This is a genomic window from Paenibacillus sp. FSL R5-0914 (assembly GCF_038004525.1).
Classification (GTDB): Bacteria; Bacillota; Bacilli; order Paenibacillales; family Paenibacillaceae; genus Paenibacillus_AQ.
The window spans coordinates 1,176,514-1,202,899 of sequence record NZ_JBBORH010000001.1 but is presented as its reverse complement, the minus strand read 5'-3'; the positions used below and the strand labels follow the sequence as shown (position 1 = coordinate 1,202,899).

The window sequence follows — 26,386 nt, the reverse complement described above, 5'->3', positions numbered from 1 at the left end:
AAGGATGCCGAAGGCGTTTATGCTTGCCTATTCATCAATATGCCCTCATACGCCCCTGATTACTACAATCACCACATAAATTAATTAAACCGACTGCTTCGCGGCACGTCCTATCCTCACATTCACCAGAACAATGCTGCTAACAATAAGCAGTAGACCAATCACAAGATTCAAAGTAATCTGCTCATTTAAAAAGACTACGCTAGTACCTATCGAGATCAGTGGAATCAAAAAAGTGAATGATCCGACCTTCCCTGCCTCTCCCTCGTTAATCAGTTTGAAATAGATCAGCCAGCCTAAAGCGATCACAAAGACTGCAATAAATAGTGTATCGGCTATAAACGTTCCACTCCAGGTGATATCCGACCACTTCTCTGTAGCAGATCCCGAAAGTAGCAAAATGATACCACCGATCGTTATTTGCATAGCGGTCATCCATAGCATATCCACGCGCACAGCATTTCGTTTCATATATACCGTTCCTAATGCCCAGCTCAAAGCACTGGCTAAAGCAAGCACAATCCCCCATACAGAGATGCTTCCGTTAAGTCCTCCAATACTGAGGGAGCCTACTCCGATGAACCCTAGCAACAGACCTGCCATTTTGAGCCCGTACATACTCTCTCCTAACCACAGCCATGAAAAAATGCCCAGCAATACCGGCTGCAGAAATACAATGGACGAGAATAATCCTGCGGGTACATACTGCAAGCCAATCGTCTGAAATCCATAATAAAACACGATACTTAATATAGCCGAGGTCAGATAGATCGGCCATAGCTGCTTGAAGCGAAGCTCCTTCATCTTAGGAAGTGCAATTAGAATCAGAATGAATCCGCCGATGACGGTTCGGATACCTGCAAATAATAAGGGTGGAGCGTAGTCTAAGGCGATTTTCGATATAGGCCAATTTATGCCCCATACAATCACCAAAAATATAAGAAGGATGATGCTTTTCTTCTGCTGATTCATGTATTCACTCCTTGGTGTAGATTCATCACAAATGATACAATAATTAAGAATATAAATGAAATGAATAATACTCATAAGGGGCATATCATATTTGTTATGAACAATAATCAAATTCGTTTGTTCGTCAAAATCGCGGAGAGCGGTAGTTTTACCAAAGCTGGTGTAGAACTGAATATGACCCAACCTGCTGTCAGTCGAGCAATTTCCTCTTTAGAAGCCGAACTGGATGTAAAGCTATTACTTCGAGATCGACGGAACGGTCTAATGCTTACTGACATCGGCAAGCGTATCCTTGTTATTTTTCGTGAAATTCTAATGGGCTTTGATAAGGTCAATCAGGAGATTTCCGCCGAGAGGGGGCTTGAGAAGGGAAGCATTCGAATTGGGGCTTTTCCAGTGGCTTCTGCCTATTTTTTACCGAAGATTATTAGCTCTATCACTGAAAGATATCCGAATATTACGATTAGCCTGCAGGAGGGCTCTATCGCCGAAGTCAGAGAATGGCTGGAATCCAAAGAAATTGATGTTGGCTTATTGCTCGCTCCTTGCGAGGCGTTCGAAACCATCCCACTATATAGAGAAAAGCTGTACGCTGTAATCAGAAATGACCATCCTTTGCACGAGCGTTCTGTCATAGGTGTGAGAGAATTAGCAGGTGAGCCTATGCTGATCTGTAAAGCAGGTTATGAACCACCGGTGGTAGATTTATTCCGCAGAAGCAGCAGCTATCTGAATGTAAAATATGTGGTTAATAACTATGCAACAGCTCTTAATATGGTTCAAGAGGGGCTGGCTGTAGGTGTGATGTCTGAGCTATCTTTGTTATCTTTACCTCCAAATGTAGTAACCCGTGAACTGCAGCCCGACGCCTACAGAGATATACATATCGCAGTCAGCTCGCATACCGATACTTCCATAGCTGTAAAGATGTTCATGGAGACAGCTATGGATCTTTTTACTAAGCCTAAAAAAATGGATGATGAGGAGTGCTGAAGATGAACTTTAAAAGACTTGGAAATAGCGGACTACAAGTATCCGCATTGGGACTGGGGACAAACGCTTTTGGTAAAAGGGCGGATCAAGAGACCTCCATTCAGATCGTACATACTGCGCTGGATCATGGCATTAACTTTATCGATACCGCTAATATTTACGCCGGCTCCGAATCTGAGCGAATCATCGGTCTGGCCTTGGAAAGTAGAAGACATGAGGCTGTTCTCGCCACTAAAGCAGGCTTAGTTAAGAATGACGGACCTAACGGAAGCGGCTCCTCGAGGCGCCATTTGATGCAGGAATTAGAAGATAGTCTTCGCCGCCTAAAAACGGACTATGTCGATCTATACCAGATTCACACCTTCGATCCCAAAACGCCACTTGAAGAGACGTTACGGACCTTGGACGATATGGTATCTTCGGGCAAAGTACGCTATATCGGGGCTTCCAACTATACAGCATGGCAATTAATGAAGGCAATTGGAATTAGTGAGGCACGGAGCTTCGCCAAATATATTTCAATTCAGTGTAGCTATTCCTTAGCGGATCGGACCCCGGAGAATGAGCTTCTCTCCCTTTGTCTTGATCAAGGTGTAGGGATTATTCCTTATTTTCCACTGGCGGGCGGAATTCTCACAGGTAAATATAACTCAAACGGTTCCGCACCTTCAGGATCCAGAGCAGATACCGATCCTAATTTCAAAAGATTCCTGAATCATGAACGGATCGAACTGGGGAACAAAGTGGGGCAGATCGCTGAAGAACTGGGAACCTCTTCTACAGCACTTTCCTTAGCTTGGCTCATGAATCGTCCTGCCGTCTCGACAGTTATTGTTGGGGCTACACGCGTGGAGCAGCTGGAACAGAATTTGCATAGTACCTCCATTCAGCTTAACGAAGAGACAGTGAGCAAGCTGGATGAGGCAAGTGATTCCTTCCGCTTTGGCGAGCCCTTCGCTTTTTATCGGCTCCCATAATCTAGCTATTACAATGAAGGAGGGGAGTATTATGACAACACATACAACGGCTAGCATTCAAGCGATGCTTGAAGAGCATAAGGACTTTTTTAATCGTGGCGCAACTAAAGAGGTTGCCTTTCGGCTTAGTCAGCTTCAGAAACTTAAAGACAGTATTAAACGATACGAGAGTCGTATTATCACTGCCTTACAACAGGATTTAGGAAAAAGTGAGTTCGAGGCTTATGCCACAGAAATCGGCTTCACCTTGGACAGCCTAGGTTACATGATGAAACATCTCAGACGTTGGGCGAAGCCCGTAAAGGTTAGATCACCACTGCACTTATTTCCTGCGAAGAGTTATATCTTAAGTGAACCTTACGGTACCGCGCTCATTATAGGTCCTTTTAATTATCCATTTCAGTTGCTGATCGAACCGCTTATAGGCGCCATTGCCGCTGGAAACTGCGCTGTCCTCAAGCCATCGGAGAGCACACCAGCCATTACGGCTGTTATAGAGCAGCTCATTCAGGAGACCTTCGAACCCCAGTATATTCGCGTAGTTCAGGGGGAGAAAGAGACCACCAATCTGCTGATCCATGCCAAGTTTGATTATATTTTCTTCACGGGCAGTGTTCCGGTCGGCAAAATCGTGATGGAAGCCGCTGCGAAGAATCTAGTGCCTGTAACCTTGGAGCTTGGCGGGAAAAGTCCGGTCATTGTCGACACATCAGCCAATCTTGATGTTGCAGCGAAGCGAATCGTATGGGGAAAATTATTAAATGCCGGTCAAACCTGTATCGCCCCCGATTATTTGCTCGTTCATAAGGACATTGCTAATGAATTGATCACCAAAATCAAACATCAGATTACTGAATTCTACGGTCAAAATGCGCAGCCGAATACAGATTATGGCCGGATCGTAAATGAGCGCCAGCTGCAAAGACTCGCCAGTCTCATTGAACGGGATCGGGAAAAGGTGGTTATGGGCGGAACCGTCATTTCAGAAGAACGTTATATTGAACCTACACTAATCTATCCTGCGGCTTGGACTGACGCTTCTATGGAAGATGAGATCTTCGGTCCGATCCTACCCATATTGGAATATCATCAATTGGATGAAGCTATCCGGAGTATTAACGAGCACCCAAAACCACTTGCACTTTATCTATTCACAGAGGATAAAAATGTTGAACAAGAGGTGCTTTCCCGAGTCTCTTTCGGAGGAGGCTGCATCAATGATACGATCTCGCATGTGGCGAACGCTAGCTTGCCGTTTGGTGGGGTAGGCAACTCTGGAATCGGCGGTTATCACGGGAAGCACAGCTTTGAAGTCTTTTCCCACCGCAAAAGCATCGTTAAGAGAGGCACACGAATCGACCTCGGGATTGTGTACCCACCCTATGGGAATAAGATCAAGCTGGTACGAAAAGTATTAAAATAGACAAAGCAGCAAGCCTCCCATGACTGGGAGGCTTGCTACTTTTCAGAGGAACCACTTTTCATTATTTGAACAGCTGTACCAATTCCTCTACATGTAACTCCGCGGTAGAAGGAAACCAGAGCTCAGCACTCTCTTTCAAGGATGGACTTCCGGCTCCAACGGACCTCATACCAGCGGCTTTGCTGGCAGCTATCCCCTCCGCTGTATCTTCGATAGCTACGCAGCAGTCAGGTGATATGCCCAGCATCTCGGTAACCTGTAAATAAATTTCCGGATCTGGCTTGCCCATACGGATGTTTTTAGGGTCAGCAATCGCCTGAAACAAGCGCCCGATCTTCAATCGTTCAAGAATCAGCATTGCATTCTCATTAACGGAAGCCAGTCCGACAGGGATTCGCTTTTTCTTCAAATCGGTCAGAAGACTATAGATACCCGGATGCAAATCATCCGGTGTCATTTGTTGAATCAGCTGTTTATACTTTTCGTTCTTTTTATTGCAGAGCATTCCTTTTACCGGTTGGGGTAAATTCAGACCGCTTCCTTCCAGTAGAATCTCTAAACATTCCATTCGACTATGGCCCTTCAGACGTACATGCTTCTCTCTATCAAAAGAAATCGCCAGCTCATCGGCTAAGGCTTTCCAGGCCAGATAATGATACTCACTAGAATCGGTAATAATCCCGTCCAGCTCGAAAATAACAGCTTCAAGCTGCTTCACATTTGAAAGGGACACCGGCTTCTTTACAGTTAACTGCACAAGGCTCCCTTTATGTAGAATTTCAATCTCTTCACCTGTCAGTAGTGTATAAATCACTACCTTACTATCAACATAAATATCCAATAAGTGCCCACCGCTTGTTATTTTAAACCGATAGCTGTCCCATTGTGCTGGCAAGGCAGGATTAAAGGACAGCATACCGCCACATAAGCGCATCCCACCAAACCCATTCACAATCGACAGCCAAGATCCTGCCATAGCAGCAGTATGCAGCCCGTCCTTCACATTGCGGTTAATATCATCTAAATCCATCCGTACCGTGCGGTCAAAATAGGCGTACGCCCCCGCTAAATCACCAATCTCAGCAGAAATAATACTGTGAATGCACGGTGACAAAGAAGAATCATGTGTCGTTAGCGGCTCATAATAATTGTAATTGCGGATCTTGTCCGCCAAGCTGAACTGATCACCTAACAGAAACATGGCCATCACCAGATCTGCCTGTTTGAGCACCTGATGACGGTAAATCACCAACGGATGGTAATGAAGCAGAAGTGGATATTTATCCGCTGGCGTATGTTCAAAGTCCCACTTCTTCTTAGTCAGAAACGTATCATCCTGAGCATAGATGCCAAGCTCCTCATCAAAAGGGACATACATTTTTTCTGCGGCGACCAGCCAATCACCAGGCTCTTCCTCAGTCAGACCAATCTTGCCCTTCAGACGTTCAAAATCCTCCGGATACTGCTTTCCTAACAGTCTGGCTATCTCATATGCATAATAGAGTTGATCCCGTACCATAAGATTAGTGTATGCATTATTGTTAACGATAGCTGTATACTCATCGGGACCTGTTACTGCGTCAATACAGAACGCACCCTCTCTGGCCGGATTAAAATGACCCAGATCCACCCAAAAGCGGGAGGTCTCGAATATCATTTCCGCCCCCTCCAGGACCAGAAACTCATAATCGCCAGTTGCCCGGACATACTGTTTAATGGCATAGGAAATATCCGCGTTAATATGCATTTGTGCTGTTCCTGCCGGAAAATAGGAAGAGTTCTCAGCCCCGTCTATGGTGCGCCAAGGATACAGTGCTCCCTTCTGAGACATGACTGCTGCCCGTTCCCGTGCCTTATCTAACGTAGCATAACGAAACTCGAGTAGCTTCCGGCTAATCTCCGGCTGTGTAAATGTAAAGAAGGGTATCATATACATCTCAGTATCCCAGAAATAGTGACCTTCGTATCCTTCACCCGTCAGGCCCTTGGCCCCGATGTTCGTAACCCCGTCACGTCCTACGGATTGCAGCAATTGAAAAGCATTAAAACGGATACCCTGTTGAAGCGCAAGATCGCCCTGAATCTCCACATCGGTATGTGCCCAGAATTGATCCAGAAAAGCCCGTTGTTCATGAACTAGCGCTTCAAACCCACAGTTCTCCGCCAAGTGTTGCACTTCTAAGCACCTGCCTAACAGCTCGTCTTCTGCATAATCCTTAGAAGTGTGATACGAAATGTACTTGGTCAGGGAGATCCTTTCCCCCATTATCACTGGAACAACCCATTGCATGGACAATCGCTGATCTTCTAGCTGCACGAGCCTTTCATATCTAGAGCTACAATTCAGACTGTGACTTATCCCTGTTAAAAGAGCAAACCCAGTATGCCGCGTCCTCTGCTTCATCCACAAAAAGGACTGCTCGAGCTCATGACCGGTTTCGACTAGCAGTAAATTGGGTTCCTTACTCCCTGATCCCAGCCGGGGGTCATCCGTGACCTCCGGCCTTTGGATCTCACCATCGATCGATGAAGTAATCGTTAGGGTTCCCTCAAAATTCAATGCCTTGACCTCGTAATCTATGGCCGCTAAATGTTTATGCTGCATGGCCACCATCCGACGAATGTTCAGCTGTACCCTGTGTCCGGCAGGAGATTCCCATTCTACCTGCCGATGCAAGATCCCATTTCGCATATCCAGCTTCCGTTCATAACGGTGCACTTGCCCACTGTTCAACTGAAAGGTATGACCTTCAATGCTGAGTTCAATAATCTTGGCGTCCGTCACGTTCAGCATAGCTTGGTTGCGGGAAGGATACCCATAAGCTCCCTCTGGATACACAATAGGCTCGGAATCAAAAAATCCATTCAAGTAGTTCCCTATTACAGATGAGCCCGAGTGGCCATGGTAGCCTTCCTCGAAATTACCGCGCATGCCAATGTATCCATTACCCAGAGCAAATACACTTTCGCTTCTTTGATTGTTCTCTTCATCATAAGTCTCCTCATCAAGACTCCACTCCCGGTAAGGATACACCGCAGCCGGATGTACGTATGGTTTCATCTTCATCTCTCTATGCTCCTCCTGACACAGTTTTGTTCAATTAGCTATACTTTATCCTTATAATTCCTGCAATGTTCAAATCAACCTTTTATTGATCCACCCATAAGCCCTCTGACGAAATACTTTTGCAGCAGGAAAAAAATCGCGAGCGGCATCAGCATGGAGATAAATGCAGCCGAGGTGAGTAAATGCCAGTCGTTGCCTCGTGAGCCTACTAAGTCGGCGATCTTCATCGACATGACCTGCACTGACGGTTGATTGCCGATAAAAATCAGCGAGACTAAATAGTCATTCCACACCCATAGGAATTGAAAGATTCCGATAGAAGCCAGTGCGGGCACAGATAACGGTAGAATCAGCCTACTGAATATAGTGAAATGGCTCGCCCCATCCATAAAAGCTGACTCAAACAAATCCTTAGGAAGCTGACTGATAAAGTTATACATAAAGTAGGTAACCAGCGGTAATCCAAAGGCCGTATGCGCCAGCCAAATGCCCAAGTAACTTCCGTTCAGTCCAAGAGCCGTATAATCTTTAAGTACTGGAATAAGTGCCACTTGTATTGGAATAACGAGCATAGCGATAATGATGACAAAGAGTGTTCGGCGCCCAGGAAAACGCAGCCAAGCAAAAGCATAGGCGGCAAAAGAAGCAATCAACACCGGAATAACCGTTGCTGGAACTGCAATCGTCAGTGTATTCCAGAAGGCTTGCGACAATCCGGTGCCTTTTTGCACCGTTTCACTGCCATCGGCTTGCTTGAGCTTGTATTCCTTGCCCGAGAGCACATTATTGTAGTTATCCAATGTGAGATCCGGTGTCATTTTCCAGCCTTGTTCCTGTTGATTTATGGTACGCGCTCTGCGGTTCTCCCACATCAAACGACTGCCATCGGCCTTCACACCCGCCTTCAGCTGATCATCTGTATAGGTTTTGCCATTCACCTCGATCGGCTCCCGCAGATCCACATCTTTAGATAGCTGAAGGGTCTCTCCAGCCTTCCACTCCTGATGAGGAAAAGCTTTCCACCATCCAGTCTGCAAAATATCGGCAGCCGGACGGAAGGAGGAAATGAACAGCCCAAGGGTCGGAAGCAACCAAATGAAACAAATCACACCCAGCACGATATTAACAATCGTCTTGCTGCCTTTTCTCTTCTTTTTCCCGGCCATTAGAATCCCCCTTGCTTACGGAACTGACGTAGATTGATTATGATCACAGGCAACACCGCGATCAGCAGAACAATAGCCAGCGTGGAGCCGTAACCGAAATTCCGGTACATAAAGAATTGGCGGTAAAACTGTGTAGCCACTACCTCTGTATCGTATTGACCTCCTGTCATCACCATGACGACGTCAAATATTTTCAATGTAAAGACGATAATGGTCGTTGTCACAGTCAGAATGGTTGCTGAAATGTAGGGGATCATGATTCCAAAGAATATCTTCACCTCATTAGCACCATCCACTCGTGCAGCTTCCAATATGTCGTCAGGAACTCCCTTAATAGCTGCCGAGAATATCACCATCGCAAATCCGGTCTGCATCCAGATCAGAATGATGATGAGGAAAAAGTTATTCCACGGCTGAAGCATACTCGTCCATGCCTGTGGTTCTCCCCCAAAATAAGTAACGATGGCGTTCAAAAGTCCAATTTGTTCATCGCCGGGTTGATAGTAATATACAAACTTCCAAATAACGCCTGCGGCTACAAAAGAAATAGCCATCGGCATAAAAATGATCGATTTAGCTAGCTTCTCATAGCTGCTTCTGTCGGCAAGAATTGCAATCAAGAGCCCAAAAGCTACACATGCCAGTGTACCAACGAATACCCAAAGTAAGTTGTTACGCAGTGCCGTCGCCATTAGATGGTCGCTAAAGATCGCTGCATAGTTGCTGAGACCTACAAATTTCTCTGAAGAAGCATTGAAAAAGCTTAAATACAGCGTCCGCAGCGCAGGCAGCACCAATAGCCACCCCAATATAATCACTGCCGGACCAATAAAAATATAAGGCAATACCTTTCGGCGTACGTAATCAGGATATTGCTCGACTGCCCAGGTAAGTGTGTAATAGATCAGATAAACACCCAGAACCCCCCATAGAACAGCCAGAACCGCCGTTAGTAGCGGGTTTAGCGTGGAATCCCGAAAGAATAAAAAGATCGAGCCATTAACAACAACATTGGCTATTAATACTAAAAGAGACAGCAATACCGCCCTAAGGCTTACCGTCTGCTTGGCTTTTAATTGTGGCTTCATTTGTGGTTGTAGTTGTGATTGTCCACCCATATTAGCTCCAGCTCCTCCTATACTCACGCTTTGGAAAACAAAAAGAGGGGCAGAGAACCTTCAAATCTCGCTGCCCCTCTTTTAACTGTGTGCTTTCAATATTAGGTTAGTTGTTCCAGCCAGACTGGATTTGTTCCAACGCCTGATCCAGCGTCGCAGTACCACTTACGTAGTCGGTCATCCCCTTCCAGAAGGTACCTGCGCCCACTTTGCCCGGCATCAGGTCAGAGCCATCAAAGCGCAGCGTGGAAGCATCCTGAACCAGCTTCGCCATCCGGCGATCGGATTCTGAGGTATACCAATCCAGGGAAGCATCATTCATTGGAGCAATTACGCCGCCCGATTGCACCCAGGTCTTAATGGATTCTCCTGTAGTAAAGAATTCCATAACTGCACGAACTTCAGGACGATCGTTGAACATCGCGTAAATATCGCCAGCAACTAGCACTGGTTTACCATATTGAGGATCAATAGGCGGCAGGTAGAACCAATCATAATCTACATCAACCTTTGCGGTTTCAGGGAAGAAGCTTGTAATAAAGTTGCCGAGCATATTAAACCATGCTTTAGGAGGATTATTGAACATTGGTGCTGGGGCATCCCCGAACGATGTCGTCACGATGGATTTTGCACCACCATAGACATAATCCTTGTTGAGCCAAATTTTCGACATGGTTTCAACTGCATTCTTCACTTCTGGAGAGGTAAATGGCAGCTCACCTTTTACCCATTTATCGTAGTTCTCAGGTGTAGTTGTGCGCAGCATTATGTTTTCTACCCAGTCTGTTGCCGGCCAGCCTGTTGCAGCACCACTCTCGATTCCAATAGCCCAAGCAGGATCACCATCTTTCGCAATTTGTTCCGTCAGAGCCATCATCTCATCCCATGTCTCAGGAACCTTGTAGCCCGCTTCATCAAATTGCTTTTTTGGATACCAGACCAAGCTCTTTACGTTACTGCGGTTCCAGATCCCCGCCATGATCTTGCCGTCTTTCCCGTCCATATTAGACATATCAAGCCAGCTCTTGTTGTAATTAGCCGTCAATTTGGCTTGATCCAGCACGTTAGTTAAATCGATAACCTTGCCAGTCTTAGCAATCGAGGCTAGCAGTCCCGGCTGCGGGAAATCAGCGATATCCGGAGCATTTCCACCGTCTACTCGAATGTTTATCGTAGCTTCGAACTCTTTTGAGCCCTCGTATTGAATATCAATTCCTGTCTTCTCTTCAAACTCTTTAATACTATTCTCAAATTTCACTTGGTCAGCATCTACGAAGGGGCCAAACATCGTTACTTTAGTTCCTTTATAGTCGCCCTTCATGGCTAGCTCTAGCGGAGATCCCGATGGCTCGGTGCTAGGAGCAGTTGTAGCTTTCTCAGTGTTATCTGCTGTTGGGCTGGTAGTCGCCGCAGGTGGATCTGTAGGCGCTGCATTGTTGTTATTGCCTCCGCCGCATGCGCTCAGCATCATAGTGAAGGATAAACACAGCACTAAAGCCAATGACTTTTTACGTCCTGAGGTTTTCTTCATCTTTTGTACATCCCCTTTAATGGTTTTAGAGATTGCTTCTGACTCAATCATCCGGTACCCTGGCATGTATAAGCAGCTTGTAGCAGATCACCTCCTTGCAAAGCTTTTCAGAATCTAAGGATCTATACTAAAAAAGAATCCAATCACAAATTCCAATTAATTGTAGCGCTTACATTTGTTATAGTATCACATGAAGTAAGCGTTTCCAATCTGTATTTGAAATGTTTTGGTAAAAATTATTTTTATTGTCTAAGCAAATATTCAAATGTTGCTTAAGACGAGCGCTGAATTCTGAAAAGCTTTTCAAAGGGTGGTACAAAAGTGAACTACTCCTATTTTTCTCGTGTAGATTCCCGCACAATCAGCTTATGCTCCATCTTCTCATTCAATACCTGCACTTCACCTGTTGTAAGCAATTCATGCAGCTTCTCGGCCGCACGATACCCTAACTCGTAAATTGGCTGTGCAATCGTAGTTAGCTTCGGGATGAACATACCCGACATCCTTAGATTATCAAACCCAATCACGGATACCTGACCCGGAACAAGAATATTACGATCCTTCAGATAAGAAATCGTCCCCATCGCGAATTCATCAGCAACACAGAAAACAGCAGTTAGCTCAGGGTAATCCGTAAATAGTTCGTGCGCAGCTTGATAAGCATGTTCAAACCGGTGACTGGCATATTTGCTCTTCACAATATTCTGCTGTAGCCCTGACTCTGTTAGTGCTCTTACAAATCCCTCATAGCGTGGTGGTCCTGATACGGAATTATCATGGTTAAAACCAATCATACCAATGTCTTTATGGCCTAAATCAATCAGGAACTTTACCGCATCATAGGCAGCCGCTTCATCATCCACCTCCACACTTGGAATGTCGAACTCATCGGAATGCGAGGACACTAGCACAAATGGAATTCTACAACCGACCAATTTGTCATGATACTCAGGGTAAAGAAAATCACTGGCGAATACAATTCCATCCACCTGCTTCTCATGGAAGTTATCAATATAGGACAGTAGTCGTTCTTTGTCACGGTCCGTATTGCAGATCATTAGACTATACCCAAGCTTGATACAAGCATCCTGCATCCCCCGAATCACCCCTGCGAAATACAGGTTCTCAATATCCGGAATAAGCAGGCCCAGTGTAAAGGACTTCTTGTAAATCAAACCACGTGCAAATGAATTAGGTTGATACCGCAATCGTTCTACAGCCTCCATCACTCGATTCCGTTTGCTCTCCACTACCGAATTCGGTGCATTCATAACACGTGACACTGTGCTAATCGACACCTCGGCCATTCTGGCAACATCTCTTATGGTTGGCTTCATAATGATAACTTCCTTTTTTAGGGAACTTTTCGATGTGATTATAGCAAGCCCGATTGGAAATAACAATAGAATTTTTGAAGCGCTTACATAATTTTAAAAATTCATCTTTCCTCCTCTTTCTTCACTCGGAAGATAAACAACTTACTTAAAGTGTGTATATAGTTTTATTACATGGTATACTATCCGAGTAGCGATATTCGTAGCTACAAATACTGCTCTATGAGCATAGAGCATTTATTATAGGAGGGATAACATTGAAACAACCTCGTGACATTCGATTCTCCGTACTGGACCTAGCTTCTATTGTGGAAGGAGGGACCGCGGCAGACTCTTTTCATAACTCTCTAGATTTAGCTCGGAACGCTGAGAAGTGGGGCTATCATCGGTATTGGTTCGCTGAACATCATAATATGATCGGAGTTGCCAGCTCTGCTACCTCACTCTTGATCGGACATATTGCTGGTGGCACCCAAAGTATACGTGTTGGCTCTGGTGGCATTATGCTATCCAACCACGCACCACTTGTTATTGCCGAACAGTTCGGGACTCTCGAATCTCTATATCCGGGACGGATCGATCTTGGACTGGGCAGAGCACCCGGATCTGATCAACCAGCTTCCCGTGCGCTGCGTCGCGGGCTCGGAAGCGATGGCAGTGAATTCCCTGAGCAGCTAAGTGAGCTAAGAGCTTACTTCGACCCTGCAGGAGCAGGATCGCGCCCAGCTGGAGTACGCGCGGTTCCTGGGGAAGGCTTAAATGTTCCCATCTGGCTCTTAGGCTCCAGCGGCTTTAGTGCTGAGCTAGCAGCCAAGCTAGGGTTGCCTTTTGCCTTTGCCAGCCATTTTGCACCTGAGTATTTACTTCAGGCGCTGCACATATACCACAGTAATTTCCGTCCATCAGAAGTACTAGACAAACCTTATGTTATGGTCGGACTAGGGGTTACAGCAGCCGATACCGTAGATGAGGCAAGAAAGCTAGCTACCTCGCAGCAGCAGCAGTTCCTCAATATCATCCGCGGGCGTACAGGCAAGCTACAACCACCCGTTGAGAGTATGGATGGGCTATGGACGGTACAAGAAAAAGCAATCATGCTCGATAAGCAGCGTTATTCTTTCTCTGGCGATAAAGCAGTGATTAAAGAAAGACTTCAAGACATTCTGAAAGAGACACAAGCAGATGAATTGATTATCTCCGCAGGGATTTATGATCATGAAGCTCGTCTTCGTTCCTATGAAATTGTAGCTGAGGCTATGAAAGAACTGTAAGATTGCAGTCTTAACAAGGCAGGACGTTATCTGAGTATCGGGAATTCTCCCGTTTCAGATATTCGTCTTGCCTTTTTTGTTTTGTTTTCGAAAACGTTCTTAATAAAACACTAATAAGATATTAAAAAACATAAAAATAAAGAGATATAGAGAGAAATCAACAGATAAACAGACCATATACTTATTATTTAAGCAAATATGATCTAATTAGTTGTAATACATCATTTTTCTTTGGATATCATTTTGATTATACTTTATATATTCGCTATAACGAACGATTTGTATTTTGGCTATGCCCTCTTTCTCCGTTCATTCAGAAAGATTCCGCCCACAAATGAAAGAGTGGTACTTTACAATACCACTTATTTCGACAATGTAGAATGGAATAATCGTTTAAAACGGAGAATTTTGCCGGAAGCCCGCAGATTTTGTTTTTCAACAGCTACAATGGGCTCAGGAGAAAGGAGCAAAGAAAGTGAAGAAGAAATACCATTCGGTCTTCATAGCTGCTTACGTTCTGATTATTCTGGTAGGAGTAATATGGCACGCTGGAGGGGTAAGCGCTCAGGATACCATTAAGCTTACTGTGAATTCTCATACCACGAGCACAGCCACCATGAACAATATGAAGCCCGGTGACGAAATGAGCTCAGAGTACACGATTATTAATGATGGCACAGAAGGCTTTGATTACTTTGTGGACTTTAAATTCATCTCTGGAGACGTAGAATTGTACAATATTCTCCAAATGACACTCGAAAAAGAGGGAGTAATCATCTATTCGGGAGTGATGAGTGAGGCTGCTGGCAGAGTAACTATCGGTTCACTTGCTGGAGGAGAGAAGAGTGTAATTCAAATGGATGTAACCTTCCCATGGGAAGCCGGCAACGAATATCAAGGGAAGGCCACGACCGTAGCTTTTGAATTCTCCGCTTCCGGAGAACCAGGTCCAACCACCGAGCCTACTTCAACGCCAACGCCAACGCCAACAGCGACGGTTGCACCTACACCTGATCCATCACCTACAGCAACAGCAACAGCAACAGCAACAGCAACAGCAACAGCAACAGCAACAGCAACAACTGAACCTACTACAACACCTACTGAAACACCTACTGAAACACCAGCAGCTACACCTGAAGCTTCACCGTCACCTACGGTTGCACCAACCACAACACCTACGGATTCACCAACGACTACTGCCTCACCTACAGCTGTCGTAACACCAGGTCAGTCAGTGCCTCCAACAGCAACAGCAACACCATCGCCTACACCTACGGCTTCACCGCCTGCAGTCGATGAAATAAGCGTTACTGAAGAACCGATTCCAATGGGCGGAAGCAGTAATGAGCCTACACCTGCAGCGTCACCAGGTGCTGGTAGTCAAACCACCAGTGCAACACCTCAGCCAAGCGATGAGGTAGCCTTACCTGACGGCGACATTCCTTTGGGAGCACCAGAGGCAGGCAACGAGCTTCCAAATACCGCCGAGCCTTGGTATAACTTAATTCTGGCCAGCTTAGCTATTGCGGTACTCAGCGTGATCATCATGCGCAGATTGAAATCGAAGAAAGAATAACATTTAGTAATATAAGTCTGGAGGAGAGAGTATGAAGAAGCGTAATGGTGTTTTATTAACCGTGAAGCTAATCTTCATACTCTCTTTAGTTGTGCTGATTTATTCGATCGTCCAAGTCGTCAAAGCACCCATCGAGGCCAAGCAGGCCCTAAATGATTGGGCAAAAAAGAGGGAGGAAGCCATCGCCCGCCCCCTTTCAAATGAAGAGAACCCTCTCCCCAAGGGAATGGTCAGTTCTTCAAAAGAACAACCATCTTCTCCTCCCTCCTATAAAGAGGGTGAAGTGATTGGAGAAATCCGCTTCCCCACCTTAAATAAGAAGGTGGCTATTCTGGAGGGTACGGAAAGCCCTGAATTAAAAAAAGGAGCTGGACACTATATAGGTAGCGCAGCCATCGGCGCCATCGGTAATAGCGTGCTTGCTGGACACCGTGATACCGTATTCCGCAATCTAGGAGAACTTGTCGCAGGAGATCTAATCGAACTGGAAAGCATGGACGGTACGTTCACCTATGAAGTGACAGGCAGCACGATTGTAGACGGGACTGAACGCGGCGCAATAAAACCAAGCGATAAGGCTATTCTTACCTTGATCACCTGTTATCCTTTTTCATACGTGGGGTCAGCACCGGACCGGTATTTACTTTCAGCGAAGCTAGTGAAGCAAGAAATATTGCGTCATTAAAGCTAATCTTAACTCTTAATCTTCCTCCTCAGGGATGAGACCGGATATGGAAAGTGATACTATATAGATACAACAGTAATGAGGAGATGACCCACAGTGAAAAAAGAGGTTGTAGAACGGTTTATTTCGTATGCTCAAATGGATACCCAATCGAACGAGGATAATGAAACTTGTCCGTCCACTCCGGGGCAGATGGTGCTGGCCCACAAGCTGGTCGAAGAGCTCAAGGAGATCGGCATGGATGAAGTGCAGGTGGACGAGCATGGGTATGTCATGGCTACACTCCCAGCCAATACGGAGAAGGATGTTCCGACCATTGGTTTTTTGGCACATCTCGATACAGCAACTGATTTCACAGGAACAAATGTAAAGCCACAGATCGTGGAGAACTACGATGGCAAAGATATTCTTTTGAACAAAGAATTAAATGTTGTATTGTCTAAAGCGAGCTTCCCAGAGCTGGCAGAATATAAAGGCCATACATTAATTACAACCGATGGTACCACCCTGCTTGGCGCAGACAATAAAGCCGGTATTGCCGAGATTATGACAGCTATGAATTACCTTCTTCAGCATCCAGAAATCAAACATGGCAAGATTAGAGTTGCCTTCACACCGGACGAAGAAATCGGCCGCGGACCTCATAAATTTGATGTAGCTGCTTTTAATGCTTCCTATGCTTACACTGTGGACGGAGGCCCACTCGGTGAACTAGAGTATGAAAGCTTTAATGCTGCATCAGCCAAAATCTCGGTTTACGGCGTCAATGTACATCCCGGTACTGCCAAAGGAAAAATGATTCATTCCGCAAAAATCGCTATGGCGCTCCACCTTAGACTCCCTGCTGAGGAAGCTCCAGAATTCACAGACGGTTATGATGGCTTCTACCACCTTAGCTCCATAGAAGGCACACCGGAATTCAGCAAGCTTCAATATATCATTCGTGACTTCGACCGCGAGAAATTCGAGGCACGTAAAGCCTTTCTTTCTGCCATCGTAGATGAATTCAAGAGCATCCATGGTGAAGAGAACATCGTGCTTGAAATGAAAGACCAATATTACAACATGCGCGAAAAAATCGAACCGGTGCGTCATATTGTCGATATTGCCCATGAGGCGATGGAGAATCTGAACATCACACCGATCATCCGCCCGATTCGCGGGGGAACAGATGGCTCACAGCTTTCCTACATGGGTTTACCTACACCTAATATTTTCACGGGGGGCGAAAATTTCCACGGTAAATTCGAATACGCCTCTGCTGACAACATGGAAAAAGCGGTAAACGTAATCGTCGAGATCGCCAAGCTGTTCGAACAAAAAGCCTAAATCGTAATTCACGTCACTCCATATTGAATACAAAAAATCCCTGAAAAGGTCGATTCAGACCTCTCAGGGATTATTAATGTTCAAAGTCTATTCGATTAGCATCTTTCTTCCGGCGGCGTGTCTTTCCAGATCACGTTTTCCCCGTAATTCTTACCCCAATCATACATCAATCGAAGGACGGGAAGCAGACTCTGTCCATATGAAGTCAGAGAATACTCAACTTTTGGAGGAACCTCGGCATACACTTTCCGAAGAACCAACTGATCTTCTTCAAGCTCTCGAAGCTGATTGGTCAACATTTTTTGCGTGATATGAGGAATTAGCTTCTTCAGCTCACTGAACCGCTTTGTCCCTTCAAGCCCAAGATGCCACAGGATTATCAGCTTCCATTTGCCTCCAATCACCGCAAGCGTCAGTTCCTTCTCGCAGTTAATTTCCTTCAAGTTGATGCGATCTTTAATCTCGGTTGCCATAACTAAAGCGCCTCCTCTCTCCTGTTGTCATACTAACACAAAAACGAATAACCTCCTTACTAGGAAGGCATTCGTTTCTGTACTCTCACTCTAAATTAGCATGCTTGCCGAACATCTGCTTAGTCGTCTGCCCCGTCTTCTCCATCATCCGCAGAATCACTGCATCGTAAAAGACTAACATCGTCTGTTCGAATAAAGAAGCCATTGGCTGAATCGTGCTGTAGCCTCCGCTGGTCTGATCTTTTGTAGATCCCGGCAGCTTCACTACATAGCTCGCTAAACGTCCGACGGTCGAGTCCGGCGCAATCGTAACGGCAATAACCTCTGCACCTACTCCTTTGGCCTTCTCTGCCATAGAGATCAGCCCCTTCGTCTCTCCTGAACCCGAACCGAGCACAAGCACATCACCAAGCTCAATACCCGGGGTTACCGTTTCTCCCACGACGTACGCTTCTTTACCGACATGCATGAGTCGCATTGCAAAAGCTCGTCCCATCAATCCTGATCTACCAGCCCCGGCCACAAATACCTTATTCGACTGAAGAAGCAGTTCAGCCATTCGTTCAGCCTCTTGATGATCAAGCTGAGAAATGGAGCGCTGAAGCTCCTCTATAATTTGCTGCGCATATTTCAATGTGTCCATTGTAATCTTAAGCCTGGTTAACTAGACGTTTCATCTCTGCCGCTGCGGCCTTTTGATCAGCCTCACCCGTAATGCCTCCGCCAACGATAACAAGATCAGGATTCGCTGCAATAACTTCCGGAAGCGTACTTAGCTTGATACCCCCAGCGATAGCGGTTTTAGCCTGTTTAACCACACTTTTAATTGCATTCAAATCTGCAAAAGAATTTTTCCCTTCCGCCTGATGGTCATATCCAGAGTGTACGCAGACATAGTCTACGCCAAGTGCGTCTACTTCAGCTGCTCTTGACTTAATATCTTTTACATTGATCAGGTCAACCAGAATCTCTCTATTCGTCTTCTTAGCTTCCTCCACCGCACCCCGAATGGTAGCATCATCAGATACACCAAGCACAGTAACGATATCAGCACCAGCTTCTGCCGCCTTCATCACTTCATATCCACCAGCATCCATTATTTTCAAATCAGCCAATACTGTCAAAGCAGGAAAAGCTTCCTTTATTGCTTTCACCGCATGCAAGCCTTCATTAATAACGATAGGTGTTCCAATTTCAACGATATCTATATATTCAGCAACCTCTGAGACAATCTCTTTCGCTCCCGCAATATCCACTAGATCCAATGCTAATTGCAATTTCATATTTATTTGCACTCCTTGTTAATATATTTTAGTAAGTCATGTACAAATTGTAGATCCTTACATCCTTTAAGGGAAGTAGGCACTTTATTGTGATGTAGTTACCTGGAGGATACTAATGTGCTGCTGCCAGCTTTATCTTTGCAGACATTAACAACCTTTTGTCATATTTTTGTAAAAGTACTGCATTTTCATGAAAGCTGTGCTAACATTACAGTTTGTTTATGGAATAACAGCAATTTAATCATGATGTAAGAAGGTGTACAATGAAGCACAATAATCACCAAGAATTTAACCTTGTAAAACTAACTTGGCCGATATTCCTGGAACTGTTCCTATTTATGCTCATGGGCAGTGTGGATACTTTTATGATCAGCTCCGTATCGGACGATGCCGTATCGGGTGTTGGCGCAGCGAATCAGATTATCGCGATGGCTATTTTAGTTCTCAGTGTAATTGGTAACGGCGCAGCGATTGTGGTCTCCCAATACCTCGGTTCCAAAAAACCTCTGGAAGCCGCTCAAGTGACCGGCAATGCCATTACCCTAAACCTGTTAGTAGGAATTCTCCTAAGTACGTTTTTGCTGATATTCGGAGGGACTCTACTAACTGCCCTGAATGTAAAAGGGGATATTCTCGTTTACGCTAAATCCTATATACATATTGTCGGGGGCGGTATTTTTCTCCAAGCATTAATCAATGCTCTGGCGACCACAATCCGTACGCACGGTTTCACTAAACAGACGATGGTCGTATCCTTGCTGATGAACATCATTCACGTGGTGGGTAACTACTTACTCATCTATGGTCATTTTGGACTTCCAGCGTTAGGTGTCGAAGGTGCAGCTATCTCAACGGTTGTCAGTCGGTTTATCTGTCTTATTATTTTCTTCTTATTGCTCTACAGAGTGATGGAGGTACGGGTGAAGTTAACCTACTACATTCATCTTTCCAAAAAATATGTGCAGCAAATTCTCAAAATCGGCATCCCGTCCGCGTTTGAATCGATTATTTATCAATCTTGTCAGCTCGTATTCACGCTGTATATTACCTATCTGGGCGCCGAGGCTATGGCCACTCGTCAATATGCGCTCAACATTTCCAATTATATTTATTTATTCAGTGTAGCCGTCTCTATGGGAACCTCCATTATCGTAGGACATCTGGTGGGAGCTAGACGTCCCAAGGAGGCCTATAAGCGTGTATTCACCAGTGTGAAGTGGGCACTTCTGGTCACAGTAGTAATAGATGTGCTTGTGATCGTCTTCCGGGTACCGCTATTCGGCCTCTTCACAGACAACGAGAACATTATTCTGATGGGGGCTCAGGTTATACTGCTTAGTTTCTTCCTAGAGACCGGGCGTACAACTAATTTGGTCATCATTAACTCACTACGCGCCTCGGGCGATGCGAAGTTCCCAGTATATATGGGACTGATCTCCATGGTCTGTATGAGCTTACCCCTTGGCTATTTTCTGGTATTCCAGCTTAACCTAGGATTAGCCGGTGTGTGGATTGCCACTGCGGCTGATGAGTGGACAAGAGCTGTCATTATGTATTTCCGCTGGAAGAGTCGAGCTTGGGAGAAACATGGACTGATTCAGCACGATGATGTAGAACACAGCGCGCCTTCCACTACCCCTGCAGCTGTAAATTAACGAATTTATTTAGGTGGTTCTCTAAGGTCATACCAGATCTTAAGGGTCCACCTTTTTTGTCGCTTCATGATTACAAAATTTTAGAATGAATGAAGCATTCTACGTTACAATAGATAGAACGTAATTAATCTAAAGGGGAGAACCTCATGTCGGAAGAAACCGGGATCCACGAGTTATTGACGCTCAAGACGATTGCGGAGACCTTAAACAGTTCCAATGAGCTCAAACCGATGCTCGATACAGTTATGGGCAAGCTGTTAGATCTAACAGGAAATACGGCAGGCTGGATCTTCCTGAGCGAAGAGAATATGGAGTATGAATTCGCCGCAGATCGGGGTTTACCGCCAGCGCTGCAGCGGGACAATAAACAGCCGATGCAGTGTGGAAGCTGCTGGTGCTTAGATCGCCTATGGGACGGACGGCTAGAGCATGCTGTTAACATTCTAAACTGCAAGCGGCTGAGTAATGCCAGGCAAAATAACTGGGGCGATACATTAGGGATCACCCACCACGCCACTATCCCGCTGCATTCAGGCGATCGCTACCTAGGACTTATGAATGTAGCTGCACCGGGCAAAGCACATTACCCCGACAGTGAGCTGGCTCTGCTACAATCCGTGGCCCTGCAAATTGGCAGTGCCATTGAACGCATGCAGTTATATAGCACCGAGCAGCGCCGTGCCAATCTGTACGCCAAATTAGGGGAGTTCAGCGCTGCTTTGAATATAACGGCTAGTGAATGCATCTCCCCAAGCATTCTGGTGGAGAAAACCACCGCCCTGATTGGCCAATATTTCGATTGGCCTTTTGCAGCGATTATTGGACAACACGCGGGCAAATTCGAAGTACATGCAGCCGCTCATGCAGCTAATATAACACCTGAATTAGCCCCTTTTGAGCTCTCTTATTCCTTTAAGAATCGTCTAAGGGATATTGCAAAAGGACAGCGCTTCGCAACATTAACCTCTGACGAAGAACAGGAAATTACGAACTCATGCTGTTCCGAACAGCCTGTTACAGAGCGAGTTGTAATGCTTGCCGTCCCCTTTCGGCAGATTACTGCACATGGTTCAGCCATTCTACTCATCACCTCGCCTAAAGCACTCGCCTCCGCAACCGCAGATGGAGAAGTACTCGAAGCGATTGCCGAGCATATTTCAGCTACACTGGAAAGTGTACAGCTCGGAGAGAAGCGCCGCGAAATCGCGCGTCTGGACGAGCGGAATCGACTGGCCCGTGACCTCCACGACTCGGTGAACCAGATTCTGTTCTCCCTCTCGATGACGGCCAAAGGTGTAGAAAGCATGCTGCAGCAAGAGCACATCTCCCATCCGGCTGCTGAGGCTGTCCGCGATATTCAAGAGCTCTCTCAATCTGCACTCAAAGAAATGCGTGCTTTAATCATGCAGCTTCGCCCTGCAGGACTGGAAGCCGGGTTATTGACCGCGCTGCAGGCTCATGGTCAGCAACTAGGGCTGTTAATACAGACTCAACGCAGCAGTGTACTCGAACTTCCCCGCAATGTGGAAGAAGGACTGCTGCGCATTGGTCAAGAAGCACTTAATAATGTACGAAAGCACTCCGGTGCTTCTAAAGCTGAAGTATCTCTACTTTTGAACGCTACCGAGGTGATACTGAGCATTGCCGATCAGGGCAAGGGCGGTGCCAAACGGCGCTGTAACACAGACACCAATGAATCTCTCGGCCTGCATATTATGAAGGAAAGAGCCGAGGCGCTCTACGGCCATATTCAGATCCACAGTGAGGAGCACCAAGGCACAACGGTTGAGGTAACCATCCCTTTGCCCCTCCAATCCACATGAAGTCGGGTGATCACAAATGACAATAGGTTTATTACTGGTTGACGATCATGCAATGGTTCGTCGAGGGCTACAAGTGTTTCTCTCGACACAACCGGACATCAAGGTTATCGGAGAAGCGTCGAACGGCCGCGAGGCACTAGAGAGAACGGCTGAGCTCCAGCCGGATATCATATTAATGGATTTGCACATGCCCGTTATGGACGGCATCGAGACGGCTAAACAGCTGCGGGTCTCCCATCCACAGGTCAAAATCATTGTGTTGACCTCCTTTTCAGATCAGGATCATGTACTCCCTGCTATCCGCGTAGGGATCAAAGGGTATTTGCTAAAAGACATAGAACCAGAAGCGCTGGTAGTCGCCATCCGCAAGGTACACAGTGGTCAAGTTGAGCTGCATTCCGCAGCTGCCAGCCAACTGATGAATCTAATGGCAGCTTCTACACCAGAACAACTGAATGTTAGCAACTCAGATCTGAATGGATCCAGTACTACATCGGTTACAATCACCGGATCTGAGCTTCTTACTCCGCGAGAGCAGGAAGTGTTAGACCTCATTGCACTAGGTATGAGCAACAAAGAGATTGCCAGTAAGCTGGTCATCACCGAGAAGACTGTTAAGACACATGTCAGTCATGTACTGGGAAAGCTGAACTTATCGGATCGGACTCAAGCTGCCATTTTTGCATTGAAAAGCGGCTACAACTCATAGCGCCACAGCTCATCTACAACTATAGTCTTAGACGCTCAGCACAATGGCTGAGCGTTTTTATTATGCAGGTTCATTCCATGTGCTGACGTCAACAAATGTCGATTCAGCTATCATTGGTTTATAGCAATCGACCTTATAGGAGTGGATACAGATGAAAGTCATGATCCTGACAGGCAGCAATCGAAAAGAAGCGACCAGCACAAAGTTGGCAGAGCATGCCGCACATTTTATTAATCAGCAAGGCGAACAAGTCACCCTGTTTAATCTCCATAAACGCCCACTGCCCTTTTATTCACCAGATGAGTCTTACGCGGAGCATGAGCATCTAAGCGCTCTCCATCAAGAGATGCTAACTGCGAACGCAATCATCCTGATTACCCCGGAATACCACGGTTCCATGAGCGGCGTGATGAAAAATGCTCTCGACCATCTAGGCCAGACGCACTTCAACGGCAAAGTGGTATTGTCTGCTAGCTCTGCAGGTGGAGCTGTAGGTGTAAGCTCATTGCTTCAATTGCAGGCGGTTGTACGCAATCTACATGGGATTAATACGCCAGACTGGATCTCCATCGGCGGGATGCAGCGCAAGCGGTTCGAGGTTGAATACGACGGGTACGAGGGTGGTCAAGAAATTGAAGATCGCATTCGCCTAGTCTTAGAATCATTCCTAAATTTAGCTCGCAAAATCAATAGCCCGGCAGGTGCCGCCCTATGATCAAAGGACTGTTTGAAACCCATCTGAACGTGACTAACCTTGAACAATCTGCTCATTTCTATGAACATGTTCTAGGACTACCCTTAGCACATTCGGAGAATACTGAAGGCCGCAAGCGGCGATTTTACTGGATTGGAGAAGATCGTAATCAGGCCATGCTGGGGATTTGGGAGAAGGCACCTTCCGAGGTTGTGCGTCAGCACTTTGCTTTTCAAGTAACGCTTGAGGATTTGAAGCAGTCAGTATCCTACCTAAAGGCCAAGGGGATTCAAACCTCTAACTTCCTCGATGATGATAAGGGACAATTGTATGTATTTGGCTGGATGCCTGCCGTATCCGTGTATTTCAGTGATCCAGATGGTCATTCCTTAGAGTTCCTAGCTGTACTGTCTGATTCACCCAGACCTGAGCTAGGAATGGTATCCTGGAAAGAATGGGAACTGATACACGGAAGAACCTGGTAGTTATTGATAGAATTCAGGCTAAGCCTGCACGAGGAGACGAGAATATGATAAAAGGACTATACGAAGCACATTTACCAGTAAGCAATCTTGAGGTATCTATCGAATTTTATGAGAAATTGGGATTAAAAATGGCCTGGCGGGATGAGGAAACTGCATTCTTCTGGATTGAGGAAGGTCGGAGTTGGATCGGCATTTGGGAAGGAAAGGAAGTAGAAACGCCATACCACCCATCTTTACGGCATATTGCCTTCCGCGTAACTTATGAGGATCTGAAGCAATCACTGCAATGGCTGGAATCCATTGGGGTAGACGCTGTTCCGTTCCGTAATCGAACTTCCGTTGAGCCTTTTATTCGAGCTTATCAAGGGAATGCTTCTGTGTACTTCAACGACCCGGACGGCAACAGCCTGGAATTGATGTGCCATGTAGAGGTTCCTGAACATTTGAAGCATCTCTCAGAGAATATCATCTTAACCGAGTGGGAGAAATTGCTCGAACAGAAATAAAATAATCCAACAAAAAAACAGCTGCCCACCATCAAGGGTCCAGCTGTTTGAGTATGTTAGCTGCTTCTATTTAACCATCTCTAGCATGGTTTTAGTAAAGGCTGTTACTTAATCGTGATGCCTTTCTTCATAGCCTTCATATCCGAATTCGTGTTCACAAGCATTGGCAGTATCTTCATACTTCTCGTCATGGGAGAGTTACATTGCCAGCAGGTAGGTACGTACTGAAATGCAAAGTTATCGCGCATCCAACCGGTGCAACCTTCCTTGGTACAAGACCAAATGGCTGTGTCTTCCTGCGGAAGATCCTCCAGTGCTTTTTTACGAAAATACATAAGTACCCCTCCTTGGATCGAATCGAGACGATTTCGCCACCCTATTAGGGGCAGATTCATAAGATGAAAAATAAAAAAGCTGCCCTCAACTTGTGTTAAGGGCAGCCTAATTTTCGAATTACAGTTTTACAACGTTTTCGGCTTGTGGTCCACGAGCGCCTTGAGTTACGTTGAACTCAACGCGTTGGCCTTCGTCCAAAGATTTAAATCCGTCGCCTGTGATTGCGGAGAAGTGTACGAATACGTCGCTTCCACCTTCAACCTCGATAAAACCAAATCCTTTGTCTGCATTAAACCATTTAACTGTACCTGTTTGCATGATATTACCTCCAATATTTTATTTAACACATGTCCTTTTATTCCTACGTAGTGTACGAACAAATAAAAATTCACACATTGGAAAAGGACTCATACGCACAAATGATAACCTTTTACAATATGTGAATTAAGGGTTAAATTTATGATTAACTTCATTGTACCACACTAAATCATTGAATGCAATGTAAATGCCTACTTTTTTCATTCCGGCTCAATATCCTCTATATTAAAGGCTTTAGAGCCGGAAATGTGCAAGGGTTAATCGATGTATCCTGCCAACCCTTTATCCATTAAGTAATCCATCTCCGCATCAAGAATCGTCTCCACTGTGATTTCATCCAGCTTCACATCACGCTGGGCAACAACATAGTCAACCAGATCATCATTGTCGATGTCTACCTCGCCTTTGGCATTGGCCTTGGCGTTATTGATAAAGGTCTGTTCATGCTTCAATACTAAACGAATTAATTTAGGATCTACTTTGGTTTTGGCAGATAATACGGTTACTAATTCCTGCTCGTTTAATTTGTCACTCATTTTTCAAATTTCATCTCCCTACAATTATTACATCTCCATTGTAGCATATTTCACGCTTTAACGCGTCATTACGCGAAGTATACCGCGGTTTGTTCACACTTTTCTTGCTATCACAGGCTCTGC

25 protein-coding genes are annotated in these 26,386 nt (G+C 45.6%); 13 read left to right on the top strand and 12 right to left on the bottom strand.

Annotation, left to right across the window (positions count from 1 at the left end; all coding sequences use genetic code 11):
• Positions 1 to 84: 84 nt before the first annotated feature.
• Positions 85 to 972 carry a DMT family transporter gene (locus MKX60_RS05225; protein ID WP_339799311.1) on the bottom strand — a complete coding sequence of 296 codons (888 nt, stop codon included), beginning with the start codon at positions 970 to 972 and terminating at the stop codon, positions 85 to 87.
• 96 nt (positions 973 to 1,068) lie between these two features.
• Between MKX60_RS05225 and MKX60_RS05220 the strand changes: the two genes are divergently transcribed.
• The 3 genes from MKX60_RS05220 to MKX60_RS05210 are packed head-to-tail and all read left to right on the top strand — an operon-like array spanning position 1,069 to position 4,365.
• Positions 1,069 to 1,965: a LysR family transcriptional regulator gene (locus tag MKX60_RS05220; RefSeq protein ID WP_341059229.1), complete on the top strand. Its 897-nt coding sequence runs from the start codon at positions 1,069 to 1,071 to the stop codon at positions 1,963 to 1,965.
• Between the two features lie 2 nt (positions 1,966 to 1,967).
• Positions 1,968 to 2,942 (top strand): aldo/keto reductase, encoded by a 975-nt coding sequence (locus MKX60_RS05215; RefSeq protein WP_341059227.1) that lies wholly within the window; start codon positions 1,968 to 1,970, stop codon positions 2,940 to 2,942.
• 31 nt (positions 2,943 to 2,973) lie between these two features.
• Entirely contained in the window at positions 2,974 to 4,365 is a 1,392-nt protein-coding gene (locus MKX60_RS05210) for an aldehyde dehydrogenase (RefSeq protein WP_341059226.1), read from the top strand.
• Positions 4,366 to 4,426: 61 nt separating this feature from the next.
• Here MKX60_RS05210 and pgmB read toward each other — a convergent pair whose 3' ends face one another.
• From pgmB to MKX60_RS05185, 5 genes are all read right to left on the bottom strand, one after another.
• A complete protein-coding gene (gene pgmB, locus MKX60_RS05205; protein ID WP_341059225.1) occupies positions 4,427 to 7,432 on the bottom strand; it encodes a beta-phosphoglucomutase in 3,006 nt (1,001 codons plus the stop codon).
• Positions 7,433 to 7,506: 74 nt separating this feature from the next.
• Positions 7,507 to 8,598, bottom strand: a complete 1,092-nt coding sequence (locus tag MKX60_RS05200; protein WP_042131499.1) for a carbohydrate ABC transporter permease — start codon at positions 8,596 to 8,598, stop codon at positions 7,507 to 7,509.
• Positions 8,598 to 9,686: a carbohydrate ABC transporter permease gene (locus tag MKX60_RS05195; protein ID WP_042194677.1), complete on the bottom strand. Its 1,089-nt coding sequence runs from the start codon at positions 9,684 to 9,686 to the stop codon at positions 8,598 to 8,600. The genes MKX60_RS05200 and MKX60_RS05195 overlap by 1 nt, the downstream gene beginning before the upstream one ends.
• Positions 9,687 to 9,822: 136 nt before the next feature.
• Positions 9,823 to 11,247, bottom strand: coding sequence for an ABC transporter substrate-binding protein (locus tag MKX60_RS05190; RefSeq protein WP_042194681.1), 1,425 nt, complete (start codon positions 11,245 to 11,247; stop codon positions 9,823 to 9,825).
• 332 nt (positions 11,248 to 11,579) lie between these two features.
• Positions 11,580 to 12,584, bottom strand: a complete 1,005-nt coding sequence (locus tag MKX60_RS05185) for a LacI family DNA-binding transcriptional regulator (RefSeq protein ID WP_076297981.1) — start codon at positions 12,582 to 12,584, stop codon at positions 11,580 to 11,582.
• A 254-nt stretch (positions 12,585 to 12,838) separates the two neighbouring features.
• Between MKX60_RS05185 and MKX60_RS05180 the strand changes: the two genes are divergently transcribed.
• The 4 genes from MKX60_RS05180 to pepT all read left to right on the top strand — a co-directional run bounded on the left by MKX60_RS05180 (position 12,839) and on the right by pepT (position 17,445).
• On the top strand, positions 12,839 to 13,852 hold the full coding sequence (locus MKX60_RS05180; RefSeq protein ID WP_081382673.1) for an LLM class flavin-dependent oxidoreductase: 1,014 nt from the start codon (positions 12,839 to 12,841) through the stop codon (positions 13,850 to 13,852).
• A gap of 475 nt (positions 13,853 to 14,327) precedes the next feature.
• The gene (locus MKX60_RS05175) at positions 14,328 to 15,431 is read left to right on the top strand and encodes a hypothetical protein (RefSeq protein ID WP_341059222.1); all 1,104 of its coding nucleotides are present in this window, start codon (positions 14,328 to 14,330) and stop codon (positions 15,429 to 15,431) included.
• A gap of 31 nt (positions 15,432 to 15,462) precedes the next feature.
• Complete coding sequence (locus MKX60_RS05170) at positions 15,463 to 16,116, top strand: sortase (RefSeq protein WP_339799324.1); 654 nt, start codon at positions 15,463 to 15,465, stop codon at positions 16,114 to 16,116.
• A 96-nt stretch (positions 16,117 to 16,212) separates the two neighbouring features.
• Positions 16,213 to 17,445: a peptidase T gene (gene pepT / locus MKX60_RS05165; protein WP_341059221.1), complete on the top strand. Its 1,233-nt coding sequence runs from the start codon at positions 16,213 to 16,215 to the stop codon at positions 17,443 to 17,445.
• 95 nt (positions 17,446 to 17,540) lie between these two features.
• Here pepT and MKX60_RS05160 read toward each other — a convergent pair whose 3' ends face one another.
• From MKX60_RS05160 to hxlA, 3 genes are all read right to left on the bottom strand, one after another.
• Positions 17,541 to 17,918, bottom strand: a complete 378-nt coding sequence (locus tag MKX60_RS05160) for a winged helix-turn-helix transcriptional regulator (RefSeq protein ID WP_036682121.1) — start codon at positions 17,916 to 17,918, stop codon at positions 17,541 to 17,543.
• An 85-nt stretch (positions 17,919 to 18,003) separates the two neighbouring features.
• The gene (gene hxlB / locus MKX60_RS05155; protein WP_341059220.1) at positions 18,004 to 18,561 is read right to left on the bottom strand and encodes a 6-phospho-3-hexuloisomerase; all 558 of its coding nucleotides are present in this window, start codon (positions 18,559 to 18,561) and stop codon (positions 18,004 to 18,006) included.
• 7 nt (positions 18,562 to 18,568) lie between these two features.
• The gene (gene hxlA, locus MKX60_RS05150; RefSeq protein WP_076284916.1) at positions 18,569 to 19,201 is read right to left on the bottom strand and encodes a 3-hexulose-6-phosphate synthase; all 633 of its coding nucleotides are present in this window, start codon (positions 19,199 to 19,201) and stop codon (positions 18,569 to 18,571) included.
• 263 nt (positions 19,202 to 19,464) lie between these two features.
• On the opposite strand from hxlA, the gene MKX60_RS05145 reads away from it, so the two are divergent.
• The 6 genes from MKX60_RS05145 to MKX60_RS05120 all read left to right on the top strand — a co-directional run bounded on the left by MKX60_RS05145 (position 19,465) and on the right by MKX60_RS05120 (position 25,073).
• The gene (locus MKX60_RS05145) at positions 19,465 to 20,856 is read left to right on the top strand and encodes an MATE family efflux transporter (protein WP_076284917.1); all 1,392 of its coding nucleotides are present in this window, start codon (positions 19,465 to 19,467) and stop codon (positions 20,854 to 20,856) included.
• A gap of 146 nt (positions 20,857 to 21,002) precedes the next feature.
• Entirely contained in the window at positions 21,003 to 22,679 is a 1,677-nt protein-coding gene (locus tag MKX60_RS05140) for a GAF domain-containing sensor histidine kinase (protein ID WP_341059219.1), read from the top strand.
• 16 nt (positions 22,680 to 22,695) lie between these two features.
• Positions 22,696 to 23,388, top strand: coding sequence for a response regulator (locus MKX60_RS05135; RefSeq protein ID WP_042192733.1), 693 nt, complete (start codon positions 22,696 to 22,698; stop codon positions 23,386 to 23,388).
• A gap of 151 nt (positions 23,389 to 23,539) precedes the next feature.
• Entirely contained in the window at positions 23,540 to 24,103 is a 564-nt protein-coding gene (locus tag MKX60_RS05130; RefSeq protein ID WP_076284919.1) for an NADPH-dependent FMN reductase, read from the top strand.
• Positions 24,100 to 24,567 carry a VOC family protein gene (locus MKX60_RS05125; protein WP_341059217.1) on the top strand — a complete coding sequence of 156 codons (468 nt, stop codon included), beginning with the start codon at positions 24,100 to 24,102 and terminating at the stop codon, positions 24,565 to 24,567. The genes MKX60_RS05130 and MKX60_RS05125 overlap by 4 nt, the downstream gene beginning before the upstream one ends.
• A 44-nt stretch (positions 24,568 to 24,611) precedes the next feature.
• Positions 24,612 to 25,073 (top strand): VOC family protein, encoded by a 462-nt coding sequence (locus tag MKX60_RS05120; protein WP_076297992.1) that lies wholly within the window; start codon positions 24,612 to 24,614, stop codon positions 25,071 to 25,073.
• Positions 25,074 to 25,177: 104 nt separating this feature from the next.
• Here the strand turns inward: MKX60_RS05120 and MKX60_RS05115 are convergent, their stop codons facing one another.
• The 3 genes from MKX60_RS05115 to MKX60_RS05105 all read right to left on the bottom strand — a co-directional run bounded on the left by MKX60_RS05115 (position 25,178) and on the right by MKX60_RS05105 (position 26,263).
• Positions 25,178 to 25,408 carry a cold-shock protein gene (locus MKX60_RS05115; protein WP_042131520.1) on the bottom strand — a complete coding sequence of 77 codons (231 nt, stop codon included), beginning with the start codon at positions 25,406 to 25,408 and terminating at the stop codon, positions 25,178 to 25,180.
• Between the two features lie 118 nt (positions 25,409 to 25,526).
• Complete coding sequence (locus MKX60_RS05110) at positions 25,527 to 25,727, bottom strand: cold-shock protein (RefSeq protein ID WP_019914790.1); 201 nt, start codon at positions 25,725 to 25,727, stop codon at positions 25,527 to 25,529.
• Positions 25,728 to 25,984: 257 nt separating this feature from the next.
• Positions 25,985 to 26,263, bottom strand: a complete 279-nt coding sequence (locus MKX60_RS05105; RefSeq protein ID WP_060626091.1) for a hypothetical protein — start codon at positions 26,261 to 26,263, stop codon at positions 25,985 to 25,987.
• Positions 26,264 to 26,386: the final 123 nt, after the last annotated feature.

Excerpts from the sequence above, each read along its gene's own strand:
- MKX60_RS05190 (WP_042194681.1), bottom strand. The coding sequence starts at position 11,247 with ATGAAGAAAACCTCAGGACGTAAAAAGTCATTGGCTTTAGTGCTGTGT.
- hxlA (WP_076284916.1), bottom strand. The coding sequence starts at position 19,201 with ATGAAATTGCAATTAGCATTGGATCTAGTGGATATTGCGGGAGCGAAA.
- MKX60_RS05125 (WP_341059217.1), top strand. The coding sequence starts at position 24,100 with ATGATCAAAGGACTGTTTGAAACCCATCTGAACGTGACTAACCTTGAA.
- MKX60_RS05130 (WP_076284919.1), top strand. The coding sequence starts at position 23,540 with ATGAAAGTCATGATCCTGACAGGCAGCAATCGAAAAGAAGCGACCAGC.
- MKX60_RS05210 (WP_341059226.1), top strand. The coding sequence starts at position 2,974 with ATGACAACACATACAACGGCTAGCATTCAAGCGATGCTTGAAGAGCAT.
- MKX60_RS05215 (WP_341059227.1), top strand. The coding sequence starts at position 1,968 with ATGAACTTTAAAAGACTTGGAAATAGCGGACTACAAGTATCCGCATTG.
- MKX60_RS05110 (WP_019914790.1), bottom strand. The coding sequence starts at position 25,727 with ATGCAAACAGGTACAGTTAAATGGTTTAATGCAGACAAAGGATTTGGT.
- MKX60_RS05195 (WP_042194677.1), bottom strand. The coding sequence starts at position 9,686 with ATGAAGCCACAATTAAAAGCCAAGCAGACGGTAAGCCTTAGGGCGGTA.
- MKX60_RS05145 (WP_076284917.1), top strand. The coding sequence starts at position 19,465 with ATGAAGCACAATAATCACCAAGAATTTAACCTTGTAAAACTAACTTGG.
- MKX60_RS05160 (WP_036682121.1), bottom strand. The coding sequence starts at position 17,918 with ATGGCAACCGAGATTAAAGATCGCATCAACTTGAAGGAAATTAACTGC.
- MKX60_RS05115 (WP_042131520.1), bottom strand. The coding sequence starts at position 25,408 with ATGTATTTTCGTAAAAAAGCACTGGAGGATCTTCCGCAGGAAGACACA.
- MKX60_RS05170 (WP_339799324.1), top strand. The coding sequence starts at position 15,463 with ATGAAGAAGCGTAATGGTGTTTTATTAACCGTGAAGCTAATCTTCATA.
- MKX60_RS05135 (WP_042192733.1), top strand. The coding sequence starts at position 22,696 with ATGACAATAGGTTTATTACTGGTTGACGATCATGCAATGGTTCGTCGA.
- MKX60_RS05105 (WP_060626091.1), bottom strand. The coding sequence starts at position 26,263 with ATGAGTGACAAATTAAACGAGCAGGAATTAGTAACCGTATTATCTGCC.
- hxlB (WP_341059220.1), bottom strand. The coding sequence starts at position 18,561 with ATGGACACATTGAAATATGCGCAGCAAATTATAGAGGAGCTTCAGCGC.
- MKX60_RS05200 (WP_042131499.1), bottom strand. The coding sequence starts at position 8,598 with ATGGCCGGGAAAAAGAAGAGAAAAGGCAGCAAGACGATTGTTAATATC.
- MKX60_RS05120 (WP_076297992.1), top strand. The coding sequence starts at position 24,612 with ATGATAAAAGGACTATACGAAGCACATTTACCAGTAAGCAATCTTGAG.
- MKX60_RS05185 (WP_076297981.1), bottom strand. The coding sequence starts at position 12,584 with ATGAAGCCAACCATAAGAGATGTTGCCAGAATGGCCGAGGTGTCGATT.
- MKX60_RS05140 (WP_341059219.1), top strand. The coding sequence starts at position 21,003 with ATGTCGGAAGAAACCGGGATCCACGAGTTATTGACGCTCAAGACGATT.
- MKX60_RS05225 (WP_339799311.1), bottom strand. The coding sequence starts at position 972 with ATGAATCAGCAGAAGAAAAGCATCATCCTTCTTATATTTTTGGTGATT.
- MKX60_RS05220 (WP_341059229.1), top strand. The coding sequence starts at position 1,069 with ATGAACAATAATCAAATTCGTTTGTTCGTCAAAATCGCGGAGAGCGGT.
- pgmB (WP_341059225.1), bottom strand. The coding sequence starts at position 7,432 with ATGAAGATGAAACCATACGTACATCCGGCTGCGGTGTATCCTTACCGG.